Annotated in this window: 13 protein-coding genes; 7 read left to right on the top strand and 6 right to left on the bottom strand. The window is 52.8% G+C overall.

The window, feature by feature from the left end:
- Positions 1-18 precede the first annotated feature (18 nt).
- Together QZ408_RS08185 and QZ408_RS08190 are read right to left on the bottom strand one after the other, a co-directional pair.
- Positions 19-5,097 carry a hypothetical protein gene (locus QZ408_RS08185; RefSeq protein ID WP_292490796.1) on the bottom strand — a complete coding sequence of 1,693 codons (5,079 nt, stop codon included), beginning with the start codon at positions 5,095-5,097 and terminating at the stop codon, positions 19-21.
- Between the two features lie 64 nt (positions 5,098-5,161).
- The gene (locus QZ408_RS08190) at positions 5,162-6,967 is read right to left on the bottom strand and encodes a hypothetical protein (RefSeq protein WP_292490797.1); all 1,806 of its coding nucleotides are present in this window, start codon (positions 6,965-6,967) and stop codon (positions 5,162-5,164) included.
- Between the two features lie 189 nt (positions 6,968-7,156).
- Here QZ408_RS08190 and QZ408_RS08195 point away from each other — a divergent pair, with 189 nt between their 5' ends.
- Positions 7,157-7,429, top strand: a complete 273-nt coding sequence (locus tag QZ408_RS08195) for a hypothetical protein (RefSeq protein ID WP_292490798.1) — start codon at positions 7,157-7,159, stop codon at positions 7,427-7,429.
- 5 nt (positions 7,430-7,434) lie between these two features.
- Positions 7,435-8,562, top strand: a complete 1,128-nt coding sequence (locus QZ408_RS08200; RefSeq protein WP_292490800.1) for a hypothetical protein — start codon at positions 7,435-7,437, stop codon at positions 8,560-8,562.
- Positions 8,563-8,649: 87 nt separating this feature from the next.
- Here QZ408_RS08200 and QZ408_RS08205 read toward each other — a convergent pair whose 3' ends face one another.
- From QZ408_RS08205 to QZ408_RS08215, 3 genes are all read right to left on the bottom strand, one after another.
- Positions 8,650-9,210: a hypothetical protein gene (locus QZ408_RS08205; protein ID WP_292490801.1), complete on the bottom strand. Its 561-nt coding sequence runs from the start codon at positions 9,208-9,210 to the stop codon at positions 8,650-8,652.
- Positions 9,207-10,520 carry an HD domain-containing protein gene (locus QZ408_RS08210; protein WP_292490802.1) on the bottom strand — a complete coding sequence of 438 codons (1,314 nt, stop codon included), beginning with the start codon at positions 10,518-10,520 and terminating at the stop codon, positions 9,207-9,209. The genes QZ408_RS08205 and QZ408_RS08210 overlap by 4 nt, the downstream gene beginning before the upstream one ends.
- A gap of 230 nt (positions 10,521-10,750) precedes the next feature.
- A complete protein-coding gene (locus tag QZ408_RS08215) occupies positions 10,751-10,969 on the bottom strand; it encodes a hypothetical protein (RefSeq protein WP_365995815.1) in 219 nt (72 codons plus the stop codon).
- 182 nt (positions 10,970-11,151) lie between these two features.
- Here QZ408_RS08215 and QZ408_RS08220 point away from each other — a divergent pair, with 182 nt between their 5' ends.
- The 5 genes from QZ408_RS08220 (at position 11,152) to QZ408_RS08240 (ending at position 13,634) form a co-directional block, all read left to right on the top strand.
- A complete protein-coding gene (locus tag QZ408_RS08220; RefSeq protein ID WP_292490804.1) occupies positions 11,152-11,658 on the top strand; it encodes a hypothetical protein in 507 nt (168 codons plus the stop codon).
- Between the two features lie 75 nt (positions 11,659-11,733).
- The gene (locus tag QZ408_RS08225; RefSeq protein WP_292490805.1) at positions 11,734-12,051 is read left to right on the top strand and encodes a hypothetical protein; all 318 of its coding nucleotides are present in this window, start codon (positions 11,734-11,736) and stop codon (positions 12,049-12,051) included.
- Positions 12,052-12,085: 34 nt separating this feature from the next.
- The gene (locus QZ408_RS08230) at positions 12,086-12,499 is read left to right on the top strand and encodes a hypothetical protein (RefSeq protein ID WP_292490806.1); all 414 of its coding nucleotides are present in this window, start codon (positions 12,086-12,088) and stop codon (positions 12,497-12,499) included.
- A gap of 128 nt (positions 12,500-12,627) precedes the next feature.
- A complete protein-coding gene (locus QZ408_RS08235; protein WP_292490808.1) occupies positions 12,628-13,053 on the top strand; it encodes a hypothetical protein in 426 nt (141 codons plus the stop codon).
- Positions 13,053-13,634, top strand: coding sequence for a PIN domain-containing protein (locus QZ408_RS08240; RefSeq protein WP_292490809.1), 582 nt, complete (start codon positions 13,053-13,055; stop codon positions 13,632-13,634). Before QZ408_RS08235 ends, QZ408_RS08240 begins: the two co-directional genes overlap by 1 nt.
- Positions 13,635-14,176: 542 nt before the next feature.
- Here the strand turns inward: QZ408_RS08240 and QZ408_RS08245 are convergent.
- Positions 14,177-15,622, bottom strand: coding sequence for a nucleotide sugar dehydrogenase (locus QZ408_RS08245; RefSeq protein ID WP_292490810.1), 1,446 nt, complete (start codon positions 15,620-15,622; stop codon positions 14,177-14,179).
- Between the last annotated feature and the right edge of the window lie 3 nt (positions 15,623-15,625).

The raw sequence follows: 15,625 nt of genomic DNA on the forward strand, positions 1-15,625 counted from the left end.
ACAGGATCGCCTCGTACCTCACCCGCCCCTCCTGATATCTTCCTCAATCTTGCGCTGCAGCTGGAGTGCTATCGGTGCCCCCTGTGCCGCGGTGACATCGACGACGTAGATAAACTTCTGTTGCAGGTCGGGGTCCTGCTTGATGACCAAGTGGTACGCCGCCCAGACATTGTGGAGTAACTCTGGGAGTGTATTCAGTCTGCACACCTGTTCTAGCATGGCTGAGGGATTCGATGACCCTCTGATACAACTATAGAGCCAGTTGATGCCGTGGCTAGGGATATACGAAAACCCAATCGTCCTCAGGAGATTGACGAGGTTCGGGAAACATTCGGGGTGCGAACCCACGGTCGAGCACCAACGTTCGATGATATCAGTTATCTCCTGGGGGGGTGACCAGTCCTTGACTGTGGCGGTCAAGATCCCCCTCCGATCTGAGAATATGAGAAGGCCGAGGATATTCTGGATGTCTTCCTTCAAACATCTGCTCGATGAGGTGCAGATCTCTGAAGAGAGGACGACATCCCCCACCCGATGCCAGACATCAACAAGCCTGCCTTCACATTCCGGCGTGAGGCCAACGAACAGAAGGCCCCAAAGGAGGTTTTCCATCAACCCCGGAGCCTTCTCCCAATTGCTGCAGATGGGGGCAAGGAGAGCCGGGTAAACCTCTGTTTCTGGCAACCGCAGAATGGCATTGGCGACGACAGGGAAGATCATCTGGTTCCATTCTATAAACACCATACTGTCGCTCTTGAACCCCTTTTTGCTGGATTTTATAGTGTTGTTTATGGTGAAGGCCAGAAGGCCGCTGAGGAGTGACACCAATCTTTCCCGAGGCTTAATCACTGAGATCCGTGCGTCTCCTGGAAGGCAGGAAAGGAGAGAGCACAGGAAATGGAGTTTAACATCACGCGAAGAGCAGTCACAGAGTGGCTTTTCAAAAGGCCTGTGCCGCCGTCCCCCGGCTCCAACGCTACCTCTGGAAAGCGCAATGGTTTCTTCAATACACTTCCAGACCGTTTTTTGGTCGGTTTCCCACAGGGAGGTAAGAGCCCAGAAGAGGTACCCCCGAACCTCATTATTTCTGTGGGTTATCAACCCAAACAGGGCTTTTTTGATCTCTCCATCGTCGGGATACTTCGTCAGGAGTATGGGCAGGGCCCGTGCCGCAGACCGGGCGTGACCATAGGGGTACTTCATGAATTCCTCCCCCACCCTGTGGGGGCCGGGTCGCCTTGCGGCGATGAGCAACTGCTCCCTGCACCAGGTGGTATGGCTGTTGCGCTGTACCCAATCCCACTGCTTGATGACGACCCCAGCGGCAAAGAGTGCAACGGCATCAGCCCGCCATTCGAGTCCATCCAGGCCCCCCTCCGCTGGCTGGACAGGATCATCGCTGGCACTCAGCTCCCGGGCGTACTCCATCGCGACCTCAATTGTAAATGTTGGACTGATCTCGTTCTTTTCCAACAATGCACTCGACCACTGGAGAAGTTTCACAAGTTGGTTCTGGCTCTCAATTTCTTCCCGTTCTCTAACTTGTTGCTCCCTGAGTTCGGCCGGCATAACAAACTCGATGCCGATCGTCCCTTCCGTCTCGTGCTCAATGGTCCGATAATTCTCGAGTTCAGCCTGTGCGGCCCAGATCTTGCAGGTTTCGATCCGTTCCTGAAGTAGACCTTTATTGCTCTTTTCCTCCTCGTAGTAGAGGGGTGGGTGCTCGGGGAACTTTCGCATCGCCGATTGAAGTCTTGACCGTGCCTCTGTGGAACCCATTACGAGAATCGGCAGGATTAGGTTTCGAAGGAAATTTTTACGGTGTTCTTGCCGTGCATCATCTTTTAAGAGCCTGTAGTCTGCCCGATCCTGACCCCTGGATAGATATTTTGAACTAATCTCAATATGCGTCTCCTCTTGCAAGTCCTGCACATACCGATGGGAATCCATCTCCAGGAATGCCGGGTTTTCGAGGAGCGGGACCAGTAACTCAGGGCAAGTCTTCCAGTGTGCAAGCCCCACGGATGCGCAGACCCCTACGATCGCAACAGAGCATGTATCGCGGAGAACGGTCTCAAAGAGTTCCTTAACATCCCGCCCCTCTTTTATCTCTTCTTGCATCTGGTATTCGAGAGCCATCAGGGCGCAGGTTAGGGCGGAAGGGGCAGCGCTTGAGAAACGGCACCAATAATATACACGACAATCTCCCCAGACGTTCTTTTCTCCGGACTCAAGACGGATCTTCTGGGGAAGAGGATGTCTTCTTTCCACCTGTTCTTCATGGATCTTCCAGAATCGGGTTGCGTGGTTGACTATATTGTGGATGAGTGCCAGCCCCTCATCTGGGTGTAACCTTAGAAGTGCGAGAAATGGCCCCTTAATTCGAGTTGGTGGATCCCATTCGGTCCATCGAATCCCGTAGTCACTGAGAATATGGTAGTGACCTCCATAGGGATCAGGTTTAATCTCACGACAGAGGATCTTGCTGATAATCTCCACTGCGGTCTTGGGAAGATCCCGGCAGAGAGGGAGCCATCCATAGGTGAGAATAACATCTCTGAGGTCTGCTCTTATTGGCTCATTCCACCTGACAAACTTGTCCACTTCGTCTGGCATGCAGTCAGACGCCCACAGGATGGCCTCGATGATGCTCTTCTTGGTTTCTTTGTCACACCGTTCCGAGGGAGGATTCTCCCATATCTTGAAGCAGAACTCTGCAACCTCTCTGCGAAGATCCTGTTTTCTTCGATCCTTCATCCAAATCTTGGCAATTTCCGAAAACTCGACCAGAACCTCACCCCGAATACTATCCGGGCGGAACAACAACCACTTGAGTGTCGGGGCCCATTGCTCATGGATAGGAACAGTGCACAGAGCCTCATACTTCTCAGCCTCTGCTGCTGGAAGATGTGAAAAGAGAGATGACAACACTGGATCGGGTTTTACGTGGGCAGTCCTCATCACCTTCAAAAACTTGCTGAGCAGATACCCGTTCCGTTCAAGCAGGTATGGTCCTATCTTAGGGAGGATCTCATCCTGGAGCGGCGAGGAGAGGGGTACCCCCAGTGCATCCTGGTACCATCGTGGCGAGAGAGACCCCTCCTGCTGCTCAAGGCTATCCAGCAGCTCCGCCCAGAACTCGGGGGCTCGTTCAACCTCAAGAAGATGGGAGGCATATAAGCGAAAGGGCCTGACCAGAGTCAGGGACTCATTACAGGAATTTAGAAACCCCGGAACATTCCTGTGGGATATCAGCATCTTTACAATGGTCCACTCACCGTATGCCTCATGAACAAAACGAATCTCTCCCTTCTCTCGTGTGATGATACGATCAGAGATCAGTCCTGCTATAGCCTCAGAATAGAGCGGATCGTCCTGGAGGTGCTCTCCGCTCAAGGTAGATTGCTGTGCGAGAGCAGCAACAAACCGAGCACGCTGGTCCGGAGTGCCTCTCCCATGTCTGGCCCCTTCAGCCAATCGCACAATCTCCTCCCAGAAGAGGTCTAAAAGCCAGGATTCGGTGAGCACCGACGGAGCCTCTTTTAGGGAGAGGCTGATCCCCGGGAGGGTGAGGATATCCAGGACCAGTGGCCTTGAGAGGATGTCATTTAGATGTCCCTCCGATGCCAAACTCCTCAACTTGGGAAACTGGTCGACCACTGTGGCAACCTCTTCCTCGGTAAGCGGCCCCACCTCGTAGAAACTGATAGTCCGGTCAGCCAAATTTTTCCGGAGTGATAAATGTTTCACTATCGTTTCAGCGCTCTCTTTTCTGACGGTAAATACAAGTTTCCAACAATATTCGCCCACTCCCCCGCGTTTTTTGTGCTCTTCATTGTAACGTTGAACTGCGAGAATGATATCGTTTAGAATGCGTTTCTTATCCTGATCGATGCCCGCCCAATCCAGACCGTCGATCAGGATACAGCGGAGTGGGGCGGTACCTATAGCCGAAAGTACCCTCTGGAAGTCGTTTTCCATATGGATACTATGGAGAAAATGCTCAAGCGAAGCTCCAAAGAACCGCTCGACAGCAAAGACAATTACTTCACCCTCCTGTCGCAATCGATCTGCAAGCCGCTTGAGTATAACGGTTTTCCCAACCATCGGTTCGCCTGAAATGACGACGACCTCGTGGTTTCTGATCTCTTCCTCTAACTGATCCAGCAGGTGTCCTCTCTGGAGATGAAGTGATTCTCCTATGGTGTCTTGGATGGAAGAAAGGACAGTATCTGAATGATTCCTTAAATGGAAAAGATCCTGGGAGAGGTCCTGTTCATCCCGAAGATAGATACCATGATCGAGAGCGATTCCTCTTATCTTCTCTTTGTCTATAGATCCCGCCCTCTTTGCAGAATCTGCCACCTCAGTTCTCAGGATCTTAAAGAGTGACAGCGCTTTCGTCGTATTTTCGTTTTTTATCAGGTCCCTCACCCGATTCCAGGATTGTACCGTGTCACGTGATCCTGCATGCTCAATGTCAAAGTAGAGAATTACAAGGCACCGCAAAAACCTCCAAAGTTCGGTCTCGGTTATGGGGCTGCCCTTTGCCTTTGTGAGGAGGTTTTTGAAGACATCAACATACTCTCGCTTCTTCTCGTGGATAAACCGCGGTGTCGATACCTTTCTGAAAAATTCATCCGAATCCTGGGAGGCCCTTGCCTGCTCCAGCACCGGCCGCAGATGCTCGTCTATAGCCTTCTGATAAACCCCTATCCCGATACCGATCCGGTCCGTCTCGGTGTTGAATTGCCATCCATAGGCTCCGGTGAATGCCTTCCAGCAGTCATCGACCACTCTGGCGAAGACATCGTTTGACTTAGCATCAGAAAATTTGAGGTCATGCTTTATCTGCACAGCAAGTCGCCGTTCTTTCTGCCCGTTGCTGCTGGTGACGACGATATCATCAAGCACACACCCCATCCACCTCTGCTGGAAGCTTACTCTCGTACAGGTGCCCCAATCAAGCCCCCGAGGAATATCCCCGGCTAGAAGGGTCACCAGATAGGAGACTCCAATCAGGTGCTCAAAAGCATCTCCACCACCGCCCGTGGAGAATGGATTGGCTACCTCTGGATCTCCGTGAACGCTGTTCATCTTATTATAACGGGCGATACGGATCCCGATAAACCTTGCTTGTTACACCCACATGAGCTGCAGATTATGCGCTACTACCGAGTTCTTGCTTGAGCCCAAAGTAATAGCCCTGAATCCAATCCGCATAATGAGAGATATGCTCACCCGTACGCTCAAATCGATCTAAATATTCTCTCGCGAGATCGTGTTTCCCTGCATTGTATGCATAACATGCAATTTGTATGAATGCAGGGATTTCAGCAGGATGACCTTGGATCTCCTGCAGTTCATCCATTGCCAGTTGAGTGTATTCCCACATTTTCTCATATTGCCTCTGCCCAAGAGCCTCGTCGCTCACATCCAGCCCCGCCTTAAGGGCTTCGATGAAATTCCCGTGCACGAGATGGATCTCTTTGATATCTTCAAGCATCCGGAGGACTTCTTCCTTATCGTAATCATCAGTGCCACACTTCTTTCCCCGTATGATGTCCCAGATCACCTGACACTTCTCAAATACGCAATACTCGGGAACTGTGCAGAGGTAGTCCTCCAGCGCAGGGACAAGATTGCGGATATTTTCACGGTTTTGGGCAAAAAAGTCCTCTTGGGATAAGGTCAACGATCCTCCTTCCTTCAACCGCTGGAGAACATGATGTATCTCCATGTAGCACCGGAACTGTTCCACTGCAGGTAAATTTGCGTATTCAGGATACTGATCTTCGATCTGGTAGAGAAAAGCGGGTGATAACACTCCCCCATTCCATCTCATCCTCAACTGCGATATGTCGCAGACAATCTGCTCCTTGCGAGATATGAGTGGGTAAATCCTCTCCCTTCCTTCATCCATTATTTCAAACAATTTGTTTCGATTGTTGAATTGTCTGTAGAATTCTACGAGATAGTTATAATACTCCAGCACATCGTGTGGATTGGTAAAATCAACCCTAGACTTATATTCTGAAATTAACTGCCGTACCTCATCTTGTCCAGACGACGAAGGAAGCGAATGAATGACATTTTGATATGCAGCGTGCAGCAAAGGTTTTCCCTTGAGATCCTTTGCCAATCTCAGTGCCTTACGATAATAATGCAGAGAATCCGTACTGTTCTTATTAATCCTCTGTATTCTCCCGTAATTGTTTAGTAAACGTTGATAATCAGCGTTTTTCAGTTGGTCTGAAGTAGCGGTAATGGCGTTGAGCAAAATCTCTGAAGACTTCGCAAGGTCACCTTCATGTTCAGCAGCTGACGCTCTAATAAGGGCGATTTGAGATAGATATTCATCTGAAGGGTTTGAAAGACGCTCAATGATCTGTAATGCCTTCTTGTGATCCCCCAGGCGTGTAAAAGACCCTGCCCGCAGCAGATCAAGACGAACTTTCTCATCTGCATTGAGTGTACCTACATCTATCCAACTCAGCACTTCTATCGATCGGCGAGCCTCATCCTTTGCAAATGCAACAGCTGCCTGCGTAAGGTAATACGAATATTTCTCAGTAGGATCCAAAAAGCACCACTTGTAACGGTAGAGGATCTGTTCTGCTTTCTCGGGTTCATTTGCCTTGATATGACCGGAAACGTCGTGGAGAATCGATGAACACGGCCATAAGAGTTTCCCACGAGAGGAATGGCCGAGTACTACAGCGAGAGCCACGAGCAATAATAGCATGAGACCCGATGTGGGCCATGTTAGAAGGCCTAGGGCCCATAGTGCCAGCGCAGTAATTGATAGCAGGCAAAATATGAGATATTTCAACCGATATTTGGGCAGAATTAGAGTTTTCCGTTGCGTTATTCCTACTGCTAGTAGTATACCGAGGTAGATCCATACTATCCGGAGGTAGTTCCCGGTTACGATAGCTTGCTCAAGTTCAATGACGTATTCAAGCATTTACATCTGACCTGATGTTTGCGACTACGGGGACAAACCATTCCTCTGAAGATACCCAGAGATCTAGGCATGTGAGTAACAATGAAATCGTTGGGGTTGCTGCACATTAAGTTATTTTATCAGTCCGGTTCTATTTTAACGCAACATGGATGCTCCTGAACTGTTTAACTCAGTTGAAACTGGTGTTCTATGAGTCTAAACGATGAATATGACACAAATCCCCTATCAGATCTCGACACAGTCGATCTTTTGTTCGGCGATCTGATCCGGGTATCAAGAGATGGTGAATGTTTTGTCGCAGTTGATCATCTCACCCATATAGCAGAAGTGGGCTCGACAGAGGCCGAGGCAGTTAATAATCTAAGACAGGCGATCAGGGAACATATCAATGTCGTCAAAAATACTCTCGAACAGATGAGAGATTTTGATCGAGCATTTCGGGAAGACGCAGGGGATCATTGATAAAGATGTCTTCTGATCTGCCTCATAACCTGCCCATTCAGAATGTACTCTCTCTATTGGGAGAATTTGATTATTCTGAGGTGCCTAAAAGTGACCGCTATATTCACCTCTGGCGTTTCGATGACCGCACAGTGATCACGATTCCAAACAGAGCCAGGGTCCATAGAGCGGTCCTACGATCTGCTCTCATTCAGGGTAGAATCCTTGAGAAAGAGTTCACTGAGAGGTTAAAAGGAGCGATATCCGTCTCGGGCAAAGAATCAATCATCGCCCATGTGGACATCCTCGGATTTAAATCGCTACTAGATGAGGCTAAAGAAAGCGAATTGCGATTTGATGAGCTGCTCAACCACTATCATAAGGCCTTGAGATCTGCATTTTCCAGGATCAAATCGGTGACAGAGATGAGGCACAAGTACGATTGGAAGAGGATCTCTCACGTGCGCGTATATACCGATAATTTACTGTTTGTCTCTGAACTGGGGTGGCAAACTGGCGGTGAATCGGAATTTGGGCGAACAATCGATGAGATAGCGATGTACCAGTTGGAACTGGCCATAGAGGGGTTCTTCACCCGAGGAGGAGCTGTCATCGAGAGAGCTTACTGTGATGAAGTGACTGTTTTCAGTCCCGCTCTCATGGATGCAGCGGGTATTGAAAAAAGAGCTCTCTTTCCCCGTATTATTCTTGAGGATTCTGCTAGAGAGAAGCTCAGAAGGTACCTGGAATGGTATAACAACCCGGCATTTTGTCACTTTAATGATATGGTCGTCATCGATCCTGACGGCACATGGTTTATCAACTATTTGTACGTCCTCAGGTGGTTCAGTGATGATATGATGGACTGGACGGAATACTGTGAAGAAGAAATCCCTGCGTATGGTGGACCTTACCATCCCGAAGCACTCTGTCAACTCCATCAGCATAGAGATCATATCAAGAAACGGTTGGCGGAGTTTAAGGACAATCCTGCGATCTTTCGAAAGTATCTCTGGTTGGCCTGTTACCACAACTGGTTCTGTTCTACGTATTTCTCGGAGGATGGCGATGTTAGGATTCCGGATGTCGGAACTGAACTCATGTTCACAGGTTGTCTGGTGGCAAAATCTCGAATAAACCACAATGATAGGTAATAGGGGGGTTTTCCTCCCCGGTAGATAGTGGAACAAAGTGGCGATGCACCTCACCCTGAACACCGATGGCCGCCAAACTCCAGAGTCTCAGGTCTCCCCAATCTCCCTGATCACCGGCTCCGCTTCCCGAAACATCTCATCAACGAAGCTGACCGCCTCTTTTGCTTCATCAAGGGTGATATGAGGCTTGAGTTCAGTGATCCGCCGTGCCCTGGCCTCGCACCCCCGGCCCGGTGCCTCGTTTGTCACGTAGAGGGCCGTGGAGATCTTCTCGAGGTCTTTCACCCCGCGCGTCCCGAACTTCCCGGCAACGAAGGATATCGCAGGCCGGTATCTCGCGAGCGCCCGGGGCACCCTTGCCTTTAACCCGGCACTCACGTTCGTTGTCTTGAGGGCATTCCCGTACGGCTCGGGCTTGATCTCCCATTCCAGAAGAGCATCGGCCCGCATCGATGCCAGCTCATCTGAGAGGTCGAAGGAGAAAGGGCCGTGCTTGTACAGCACATAGGGAAACCCAAGGGGTATACCCATCATCGCTTCGAGGAAGTAGGTGGCCTTCTGGATATGTGTCTCCCCGCACCAGCTCCCGTAGCTCGTGAGCTCATCGATGAGCTCAACTAGCAGTCCGTCTCTCTGTATCTGCTTCATGTCATATCCTCCGGTTCTGATCCAGACTCGATAATGTTTTCGCGGTTCTCGTTCAGCCATACCCTTCCGGCATCGAGCAACTCCGGGTGGATGTACACCGTATCCACCGCAACTTCGGGAATATGCCGAAGCACATCCGATTTCAGGAGGGAGGATACGATCCTCTCATCCAGTTCGAGAACGGGGAACGCCACCTGACTCGCAGATACCTTCGGCCTATCGTGGCGTACGTTTTCTTCTCCAAACACTTCACACGCGACCGTATAGATTGCCAGCCCCGCCTCCCTGCACTTCAGGACATCGTCCGGGTTTCTCGTATAAAGCACCCGGTAATGGTTTCGCATCACGATCCTCTCTGCAGCATCATGGCCCGGGAGATCTGGATCCCTGCTGGCTCTCCATATGCCGGCCATCACCTCGTTATCGGTGAGGTTGAGCAGCCCTGTGACATCACCAGGGAACCGACCCCCGAGAAGCCATGCCTGAAGATACTCCTTCAGGTGTATATCATAGATCCGCCGCACGGGGTGAAAGTATAGCTGACTGAACATGAAGTATCGTGCCAGCAGGAGTGCCTCTGCCGATTGAAGACCCCCGGACTCCACGCCAAGGGCAGGTTCCTTTGATCCGCCCTCATAGGTTTTAGGAAGGATCCGAAGGGTCTCTATCAGGCGATAGTGATCGAACCTACCGTATGCGACCCCGGTATGGTGTGAGTCCCGCAGGAGATAGTCCATTCGATCGGCACCGAACGCATCTCCCGTGATGATCTCTGAGAGTATCGCTTCAGTATTGGAAAAAGTCTTCTTTTTAGGGTGATTTCGACCCAGCGCGAGTTTTGCCACATCTTCGCTCTGGATCTTCAACTTTACCCAGATCTTCTCCATCTCGTCGCTCTCGATGAGTCGGAGGGTCATCGCCTCATGGTTGCAGTCCCCGGGAAAGAGGTCTTCTGAAGCATGGGAGAAAGGGGCATGACCGATGTCATGGATGAGAGCCGCCATTCTCAGGACACGTCGATAGTACATCCCATCGTACTCACCACGGTCGATCCCCAGGATCTCGGTCTCTCCGCTCTCCAGCACGGCGTTATAGATCCGTGTGGCCAGTTCCATGACACCAAGCGAGTGCTCAAACCGCCTGTGGGTTGCTCCCGGATAAACCAGGCTGGTCAACGCAAGTTGGTGGATATGGCGGAGGCGCTGGACCGGCGCTGAGTTCAAGACCTCTCTCTCGCTAGAGTTCATATGGATGAACGCGTAGATCGGATCCCTGATCTCGTGGTTGTTCTTCTTTGCCGTTCCCCTCACCTTCTTCTCAAGCGATCCCCGTCTCCAAAAAACGAAACCTGAATATTAACTTTCCTTAAGGTATGTGTGGAGAATCGATTGGGATATATCTTTTGATACGCGTTTAACATGCCAGATCGCCCCTACGGCGATATATGGCAGACTTCTTCTCAGAAGAGAGGGTCTTGGGGTCCTGGGCGGGTCATACCCGGGATTCTGGAGATCACCCGCACGCCTGAGCACCCGCACAATCACCGCCACCGCCCGCCGACAACCCCGCCGGCCCCGGCGCTCATCGTCGAAAGCCGCCGCTCCTCCCCGGCCTTCTCCGCCCGCCAGCCCTCCAGCGCCCGGATCCGGCCCTCGAACTCCTCATCCTGCGCCTCCATCTGCCGCAACATCCGGCAAATCCACTTCACATCCCGGTTCGTCTCGTAGACGAGCTCCCGGGTGGTCTTCTCCTCGGCCATCCTGGTAACCCTCCCGAAGGACAGTGGGACAGAGAACCCAAAAAGGCTGACCGTAACGATTATATTTCAGAATCTGAGCCCAATTCAGCGTCCTCGATAAAGTCAGGCTAATCCCCTCCCGGGTATACCCTATAATCGTCTGTCATATTCCCGGGAAGCCTGGCAGGCAGGAACTACCAACCATGGCAGATTTCGTGCAGACTACCGTCAACAAAACGGCGCTCCGGGACCTTGCCGTCCCGATCGCCGATGTAGAGTCGTTTGACACCATCATCCAGGCCGTCATCACCGACAACCCCTTCGGGTGCGTCGGGTATACGACCAGGGCCGGCGAGACCATCGCCCCCATCATCAAGAACCGCGAGCACTACACCGCGAAGGTGAACTTCGTCGACGGCGAGGGGAAGAAGGTCGGAACCGTCTCGCTCCAGTCCCCGACGATCGCCGCCTTCAACGCGAACGCGGCGGAAGTCCTCGCCAACACCGCCCTCGCAACCGCGATGGGCGGCGTGGCCGAGCGCAACTTCGCCGGCGAGACCTACTACGCCCAGCTCAGGTGCCACGACCCGTCCGGTGACGACTACTACGTCACCTTCACCAGGAAGACCGTCCGGATCTCGTCCTACCAGGACGACGCCATCCGCGACGCGGTCGAGACCTGGGCCGACGCCGCGCCCGCACTGGCGTGAGAGGGGAGACCCCCCCTTCACGTTCAACCCCCGCACGGCTCCTTGTTATCTACTACCTCTTCTCCAGTCTCTCCTATGACGCACTCGCCTCTCCTCCGCAGCGACCGGACTTTTTTCAGAGATCCTGACGTCTTCGAACTCATGTTCGTCCCCGACCACCTCCACCACCGCGACACCCTGGTCAGGGAACTCCTTGAGAAGGTTCCTGGTGACAACGGGCTGAAGGATGCGACTGTCGGAACGTGCAGCGAACGAACAATCTGGAGTTTAAATGTGCTGATGTCTCATTGGGGCAGGGACTCCCCTGAGCAGTTCAAAGACACTATGTTTATGTTTGTCAATCCATATACTGGAGTAACAAAAAACAACCTTTATCGTCAGGGTTCAAAATAACGGTAAATGACATGCCACGAGAGGGAGAAGCAATATGAAGAGTATATTCGATGTATTTAATGAGGGATTCGAGGAGATCACCCGGATGGTCGGACAGGGGAATTATAAAGGTTCTTTTGTTTACTCTTCAAACCTCACCCTGTTCTCAACACTGCTGGATTATGAGGACGGAATTCTCATCAGTGAACTACTGGAGGGGGTGTTTTCACAGGTCGGTCCTTTTGCAGAAGAACTGAATCCGGAGGAGATCGGATCGATAAATGAGCAACTGGCCGCGCAGATGAAGATCATCGCCGGTTCGTATCGTGCTGAGGATAAGAATATCCTCTACCAGGCTCTGCGCGATCTCCGTTCTATCGCCACGAAATTCCAGATCAAATGCATGAGATCCAGGCCAATAAAGGTGCAGCGACAGACGAGACTGAACATCGGGGATAAATTTTATTAGAAGGTTTAACGATGGTAATCCTTCAACCGGGAAAGAGATGGGATGCCCGGGATCAGTGCGAGAGCAGAAGACCCACTTCTGGTACCGCGAGCGGGCAAACCCCGGAGGAAACCTGGGATACGAGGGAGATGTCGGTTCGATACCCTCTGGACGAGATCGTTGCCGAGGTAACGCGGAGATGGATGAGTACCGTCGAGCCCAGGCCATGGCATATCAACCGTTCTATTGACAATGCCCCTCTTCCGGTGAGTGAGCTCAGCCGGGAGATAGAAGAATTGCGCAAGGATATTCTGGACCTCAGAGAGTCTAACGCTGCTCTGCAAGCAAGGATCTCGGCCCTGGAAAGGAAGTTAACCAGAGAGCCGGCTGCCGATGATCTGTGGGAGATCAGTGATGATAATCTGGCAACCCTCGAAGAACTACTAGGTATCCCAACACCTATAAGCGGGCTCCCGGAAGAGGACCCTTTTGGTGCTTTAAAGGGCCTGCTGAGTGAATATTCTGACGAGACAGTTGATTCTGTTGAACTGGTCGATGCTGTACGAGGGAAGTGATGGAAACGAGGCGGGTGTACTTCGATAGCTCCATATGGGTCTCTCATATTCTCCAGGAGAAGCGGAATAATAGGGCGCAAACAGTCCAACAACTGCTCGATCAGATTAAAGAGGACGAGGAGGTAATCCTTGTCTCCCATCTCGTCCTGCTGGAAGTGCTTGAAGTCATCCGAAAACGGGTTACTGAAAAAGAGCCGTATTCGGAACTTAATGACGAGAAAAAGAAGGAAATTATGGCTAAGATCCAGGAAAAGACGAATGTATTTCTTAAAAGCCTTTCTCAGCTCATAAAAGAGCATAAAGTTGCACTGATAGACTCTCAGGAACCCGTAGACAAGTGGTTTAAGAGGACCTACTCAATATACATATCCTCTTCCGGGGATATTTCCGCTCGTAATTACTCCCCCGACCGTAGAGGAAATCCTGCTCTAAGATACCAGGGTGTTGGGCACTATGATATCCAGCATGCCCTCACCGCCAAAGAATTCTCTGCGAGAGCCCTGTATACATTTGATCAGGGGTTTTCCAGGCTGGATAACGATCGGGCGTTCGAAGGAGTGAGATTTTTAATCTATCAGTAGTAACTCCCCCTCAACAGCATGATTATCCCGGAAGGTGCAGATGGTATCGCCCCAAAACAGTATGAGATACATGCGCTCAGGGGGTTTTTCCCATGCAATGACTGAGGTCAGAATGGAGGGACGGCTGTTACCCGGACGTCGCCATGCAGGGAAGAGCGACTGACGGGAGCGGGTGTGAGGGTTCGTTAGAACGACGTCCTGAAGGGACAGAGTTCGAGAGGCCTAGAGGTCTTTGAGGGGCGACTGTTCGTAACACACGAGTTCGAGAAGACCGAAGGTCTTCGAGGGACGACCATTCGTAGCATGTGAGTTCGAGAAGACCGAAGGTCTTGGAGGGACAAGTGTAGCGAGCATAAGAAACTTAGAGAGTTTCGAGGCGTGAGCGAGCGTGAGCACCGCATGAATGCGAGAAGCTGAGTCTGAGCGGGTCAAAGGGTCTTGAGGCTCTCCTCCTTTTGGCAAAGATCTTTTGAAGTTCCTTCGAAGATAATGGCAACCTCCTGCCGTCCCACAAGTAAAATCGCAGGTCAAAAATTAGGGTATTATTCCCGCAACGCGTGCCGGTTTTTGTCGCCCCGCCCGATCCCGCGGTAGGCAAAACCCACACCGATCCATGCATCCGGGTCCACGACGTTGCGCCCATCCACGATCGCCGGCTGCTCACACCCGCACAACCGCCGGACCTCGGAGGGCACCAGCCCCCGGTACTCCTTGTGCCCGGCAAAGACCACCACGGCGTCCGCACCCGAAAGCACCCCATCGAGGTCCCGCGAGATCCCCGGCGGCGCGTCCGGCGACGTCATTGGATCCACCCAGGGGTCGTGCACCCTCACCTCCGCCCCGGCAGCGAGCGCCGCGTCACGGAACGGCTCCGCCGGGGTGTTCCGGGCGTCGTCGGAGTCGTTGATGAATGCCCAGCCGAGGAGCGCGATCGTCGAATCCTTCAACGTCTTCCCCGTCTGTGCCAGCGCCGACTCGGTCAAATGCAGCATGTGCTCGGGCATGAAGTCGTTGATCCCGCGGGCCAGGGTGTAGAGCGACTCCCGGCCGGGAGGGTAGTCGAGATCGCCCCCGAGCACCTGCACCCCCCGCTCCAGATGATACGTATCTTTGGTCAGGCAGTGGCCGCCGACCCCGGCACCCGGCCAGAGGATCGCCCGGGTGATCCCCTCGCCCTCGAGCGACGCCACCCCGGCCCGGACGTCGTAGACGTTGATCCCCATCGCCTCGCAGTAGAGGGCGAGCTGGTTGACGGCCGCGATCTGGAGGTCGCGGAAGGTGTTCTCGGCGGTCTTCGTCACCTCGGCCGCGGTCGCGGTCATCGGGATGACCTCCCCGGTCGTCAGGACCGGGGCATAGAGCTCCACGGCACGTGCCGTGGAGAGATCGTCGATCCCGCCGACGATCCGGTCGTGCTCCCGGATGTTCTTGAGCAGCCGCCCGACCATCACCCGCTCGGGGGCGTGCGCCAGTCCAAAATCCTTCCCGGCGACGAGCCCGGACTCCGCCTCGAGGATCTCGCGGGCCATCCCGGCGGTCGTGCCGGGGGTGATCGTCGACTCGAGGACGACGAGCGTCCCCGGCGTCAGGTGCCGCCCGACGTTCCGGAGCCCCTCGATCAGGGGAGTGAAGTCAGGGAGAAGATCCTTCTTGTCGAGGAACGGCGTCTGGATCGCGAGGGTCACGGCATCGCACTCCGCGACCTTCGCGAAGTCCGATGTGCAGGAGAACTTCCCCGCACCGACGACCTTTCCGAGCAGTTCCTCAAGCCCGGGCTCCTCGCCCTTGAGCGGCGACTCGCCGCGGTTCAGCATGGTGATCTTGTAGCCCGACGAGGGGGAGTTTCGCTGGAAGCCGTAGACGTGCTCGATATGCGGCACATCCGCAAAGAGCGCTGCCGCCGGGATGCCGACGTAGCCCATCCCAAAGACGCCGACCTTCCGGATCGGGCCGCGTTTCTGGATAAGTGTTGCGAGGTTCTCTGTCATTGT

This window comes from Methanoculleus sp. 10 (assembly GCF_913757945.1).
GTDB lineage: Archaea > Halobacteriota > Methanomicrobia > Methanomicrobiales > Methanoculleaceae > Methanoculleus.

Coding starts and splice junctions, on each gene's coding strand:
- QZ408_RS08185 (WP_292490796.1), bottom strand. CDS start 5,097: ATGAACAGCGTTCACGGAGATCCAGAGGTAGCCAATCCATTCTCCACG.
- QZ408_RS08190 (WP_292490797.1), bottom strand. CDS start 6,967: ATGCTTGAATACGTCATTGAACTTGAGCAAGCTATCGTAACCGGGAAC.
- QZ408_RS08195 (WP_292490798.1), top strand. CDS start 7,157: ATGAGTCTAAACGATGAATATGACACAAATCCCCTATCAGATCTCGAC.
- QZ408_RS08200 (WP_292490800.1), top strand. CDS start 7,435: ATGTCTTCTGATCTGCCTCATAACCTGCCCATTCAGAATGTACTCTCT.
- QZ408_RS08205 (WP_292490801.1), bottom strand. CDS start 9,210: ATGAAGCAGATACAGAGAGACGGACTGCTAGTTGAGCTCATCGATGAG.
- QZ408_RS08215 (WP_365995815.1), bottom strand. CDS start 10,969: ATGGCCGAGGAGAAGACCACCCGGGAGCTCGTCTACGAGACGAACCGG.
- QZ408_RS08220 (WP_292490804.1), top strand. CDS start 11,152: ATGGCAGATTTCGTGCAGACTACCGTCAACAAAACGGCGCTCCGGGAC.
- QZ408_RS08225 (WP_292490805.1), top strand. CDS start 11,734: ATGACGCACTCGCCTCTCCTCCGCAGCGACCGGACTTTTTTCAGAGAT.
- QZ408_RS08230 (WP_292490806.1), top strand. CDS start 12,086: ATGAAGAGTATATTCGATGTATTTAATGAGGGATTCGAGGAGATCACC.
- QZ408_RS08235 (WP_292490808.1), top strand. CDS start 12,628: ATGTCGGTTCGATACCCTCTGGACGAGATCGTTGCCGAGGTAACGCGG.
- QZ408_RS08240 (WP_292490809.1), top strand. CDS start 13,053: ATGGAAACGAGGCGGGTGTACTTCGATAGCTCCATATGGGTCTCTCAT.
- QZ408_RS08245 (WP_292490810.1), bottom strand. CDS start 15,622: ATGACAGAGAACCTCGCAACACTTATCCAGAAACGCGGCCCGATCCGG.